Raw genomic sequence first — 3,579 nt, 5'->3', positions numbered from 1 at the left:
GGCGGCCTGATCGCGCGCAAAATCGGCCGTCTGGGTGGCGCGGCCGATCTGGTAATAATAGCCGTCGCAGCTGCGCACGCAGAAGGTGCGGAAGCTCTCCACACTGGCATCGGGCTTCACCGGCTTGTGCGGCGTGCCGACGGCGGTTTTCGGCTGGCTCTTCGGCGGCGGCGCCAGCACGCGCGGCTTGCCCTTGGGGGCGGCCGGGGGCGGGGCCTCTTCCGGCTTGAAGAAGAACGGAAACAGCTTGCGGAAGAACTTGTCGGGCCGCTCGCCTTGCGGCTGTGCCTGCACGGCGATCACCGGCGGCGCGGCGGCGTCCCCGCCGGTTGCCACCGCGCCGGCGGCCTGCGGCGCTGCGGCCGCGGCCGAAAAGCCGTTGCAGCCGGCAGCCGCCATGCGGGCGCGCAGGTCGTCGATCTCGCCGCCATCGCGGCTTGCGGAGAGCGTCGCCATGCGGGTGCGCAGATCGCCGCAGGCGGTGGCAGCACTGGCCGGGGCGGGAAGGGAAAGGACGAGCCCGGCCGCCGCGGCCGCCATTGCCGCGGCAAGCCCGCGCAGGCTGGCCGGCGGCAGGCGCAGGCCCGCCGCGGGGGGCGTCTGGGAAATGCAGGTCGCGCTCATTCTCGCATAACCTCTTGCGCAATGCCGTTCAGCCGGGTGGACAATCCGTGCCGGACCGGAAGGCGGGCGCAGCGGGCGTCGCCGGTTCCGGGCAGGCAGGGGGCTCTGTCCGCCCCGCCGGCATCAAAGATGCGGTGCGGCGACTGGCAGGCACCATTTTTGCCCAGATCGTGGCTAATTTGGCTCCGTCACGCTATCAATCCCGTTGCCGGGCTCAGGAAGCTGTGCCATGCCGGCCGTTGCCTTTGCGTTTACGCCTCCGTGCTGCGGCCGGATAATGCGCGCCATCCGCCGGTCGTGGCACCGGTTGCGCGCGACGCCTGATGTGGAAGTCTGGTTCCGGGGCTGCCCGCTGCCCGCGCCGGCATGGCTGCCCCGGCCCCGCAGCCCCGATCTTTCGAGGAGTGCCCCATGGTCGATGTGACCGCTGCCCCGAACGAAACCCCGGAAGCCGTGTTGCTGACGGAGGTGGGGCACGATCTTTACGCCGCCTCGCTGGCCGGCCACCCGACTGTCGGTGCCATCGTCGGGCCGGATGGCATCGTGCTCGTCGATGCCGCCGATACGCCGGCCGCTGCCCTTGCGGTGGCCGGGGCGCTGCGCCGGGTCACCGACAAGCCGGTGCGCAAGGTGGTGCTGACGCATTACCACGCCGATGCAACACTGGGCGCGGCCGCCTTTCCGCAGGCCGAGATCATCACCTCGACGCTGACGCGCGGCCTCATCGCCGACCGCGGCCGCCAGAACCGCGAGCTTATGGCCGCGCGCCGCGCGGCGCAGGGCCTGCCGCCGGCCGGCGATCTGGCGCCTGTGGCGCCGGGCCTGACGTTCGGGTCCTCCATTTCGCTCTGGGAAGGCGAGCGCGAGGTGCGCATCATGCATCTCGGGCGCGGCCACACGCTGGGCGACGTGGTGGTGTGGGTGCCCGATGCCGGGGTGATGTTCACGGGCGACCTGACGCCGGCCGACCGCATTCCCGATCTGGCCGACGGCTATCTGCGGCAGTGGCCGGTCACGCTCGACCGCATCGCGGCGTTCCGTCCGCTGGTGCTGGTGCCGTGCGCCGGCCTGCCGGCAACCCAGCCGGAAGCCGTCGATGCCCTCATTGCCGGCACGCGTTACCGCCTGGCGGTGTTTGCCGAGGCGGCCGATCCTTCCCACGACGACCGCTCGCTGTTTGCCGTTGTCGGCCGGGCGCGCGACAGCCTGCTGGCGGCGTTGCCGGGCGTCGGCGCGAGCCCGGATTTTGAAACCCTGCTTCTCGTGGGCGCCGCCCGCGCCCTTGCCGAGGCGGCCGGCCGCGACCAGCCGGATGTGTGGTCGGTGGAACGCGAGCAGCAGGCCCGCGAGGGGCTCTCGCCGGTGGATGTCGAGGCGCCGGCCTTCGGGGTTGCCGGCCTGACTGCGGCTCTGGGCGCGGTGGCCGGTGCGGCCGCAGTGGCCATTGCACCGGCCGCGCAGACCGGGGCGGCCGCCGAGGCGCTTTCCGATGAAATCGGCGCCGATCTGGCCGCCGGCCTTGAAGCCGATCTGGCCGGCCTCGCCGCCGGGGCGGGCGAGGACTTCCGCGCGGACTTCGGCGAAGACGGGTCCGACCTTTCCGGCGAAGGCGCGGCGGACGATATCGCCGCGGCCGAAGGCGACGCCATTGCCGCAGAACTGGCAGAGGGGCTGGCAGGCGAACTGGCCGGGGAACTGTCGTTCGACGACGCCGGCCCGGACGAATCGGGCCTTGAGGACGCGGCTGCGGACGAGGCCGGCATCGCCATCGATGCCGCGCCGGAAACCGCGCTTGCCTCCGAGGCCGATCTCGACGCCATGGCCCTTGCCGTTGCGCAGGCGGCGGATGACGTGGTGGCAAGCCTGTCCTCCGATTTCGACCTTTCCGCCGATCTCGATCTGGCCGCGGAGGCCGGCGAGGAGACGGAGGCCGGCACCGCCGGCACCGATCTCGGCATGGAAGATCTGATGGCCGGGGCGCTGGCCGGCGAGGATTATAGCCAGCCCGAATCGTCCGAAGCCGGCGACTATGCCGATGAGGACGACGATTTCGTTGCCCGCTTCCTCGCGGCCACCGATCTCGCCGCGGCCGGCGCGGACAAGGCGCAGCGCGACGACGAAAAGACCACCGCCGAAACCCGCTCCTGAGGCAGGGCGGGCGATGGTCATGGATGTCAGCGTCGGCGCCGCCGTGCTTGGCGGCGTGCTGTCGTTCGTTTCGCCGTGCGTGTTGCCGCTGGTGCCACCCTATCTCTGCTTCATGGCGGGCGTGTCGCTGGACGAACTGGCCGCCGCCGGCCCGGCCGGCGGGCCGGGCGTTCGCGCGGCGGGCACCCGGCGGCGTGTGCTGGTGGCTGCCATGGCCTTTGTGCTGGGCTTCTCCACGGTGTTCGTCGCCCTCGGGGCCACCGCCTCGGCTTTGGGGGCTCTGCTGGCACCCTGGCTGCCGGTGCTGGGCTGGGCGGCCGGTCTCGTCATCATCGCCATGGGGCTGCACTTCCTCGGCGTGTTCCGGTTCGGGCTGATGTTCCGCGAGGCGCGGCTGGATGTCCGCCTCGCCTCCGGGCCGGCCGGGGCTTATGTCATGGGCCTCGCCTTCGCGTTCGGCTGGTCGCCGTGCATCGGGCCGGTGCTGGGCACCATCCTGTTTCTCGCCGGCAGCGAGGCCACGGCCGCCGCCGGTGCGCGGCTGCTGGTGGCCTATTCGCTGGGGCTCGGCATTCCCTTCCTGCTGGCGGCGCTGTTCTCCACGGCCTTCCTGCGCTGGCTGCAGCGCTTCCGCCGCCATCTGCATCGCGTGGAACAGGCGATGGGCGTGCTGCTGATTGCCACCGGCGTGCTGGTGCTGACCGGGCAGATGGCCCGCCTGTCGTTCTGGCTGCTGGATCGCTTTCCCGGCCTCGCCTCGCTCGGCTGACATCAGCCGGGCCGCGCCGGCTCAGCCCGCGCCGGATC

3 protein-coding genes are annotated in these 3,579 nt (G+C 72.0%); 2 read left to right on the top strand and 1 reads right to left on the bottom strand.

The features are described 5' to 3' along the window. On the bottom strand, positions 1 to 624 hold a 624-nt coding region (locus V7067_RS16565; protein WP_334176997.1), incomplete at its 3' end, for a DUF2865 domain-containing protein. Between the two features lie 411 nt (positions 625 to 1,035). Here V7067_RS16565 and V7067_RS16560 point away from each other — a divergent pair. Together V7067_RS16560 and V7067_RS16555 are read left to right on the top strand one after the other, a co-directional pair. Further along, positions 1,036 to 2,772, top strand: coding sequence for an MBL fold metallo-hydrolase (locus V7067_RS16560; protein ID WP_334176996.1), 1,737 nt, complete (start codon positions 1,036 to 1,038; stop codon positions 2,770 to 2,772). Between the two features lie 13 nt (positions 2,773 to 2,785). After that, complete coding sequence (locus tag V7067_RS16555) at positions 2,786 to 3,541, top strand: cytochrome c biogenesis protein CcdA (RefSeq protein WP_334176995.1); 756 nt, start codon at positions 2,786 to 2,788, stop codon at positions 3,539 to 3,541. Positions 3,542 to 3,579 lie beyond the last annotated feature (38 nt).

The organism is Pseudoxanthobacter sp. (assembly GCF_036822375.1).
Taxonomy (GTDB): domain Bacteria; phylum Pseudomonadota; class Alphaproteobacteria; order Rhizobiales; family Segnochrobactraceae; genus Pseudoxanthobacter.
Note: the sequence above shows the minus strand (reverse complement) of the source record. Positions and strands in the feature narration are given on the sequence as shown.

What these genes read in the sequence shown, in the direction of transcription:
- V7067_RS16560 (WP_334176996.1), top strand. Translation starts at nt 1,036, where the DNA reads ATGGTCGATGTGACCGCTGCCCCGAACGAAACCCCGGAAGCCGTGTTG.
- V7067_RS16555 (WP_334176995.1), top strand. Translation starts at nt 2,786, where the DNA reads ATGGTCATGGATGTCAGCGTCGGCGCCGCCGTGCTTGGCGGCGTGCTG.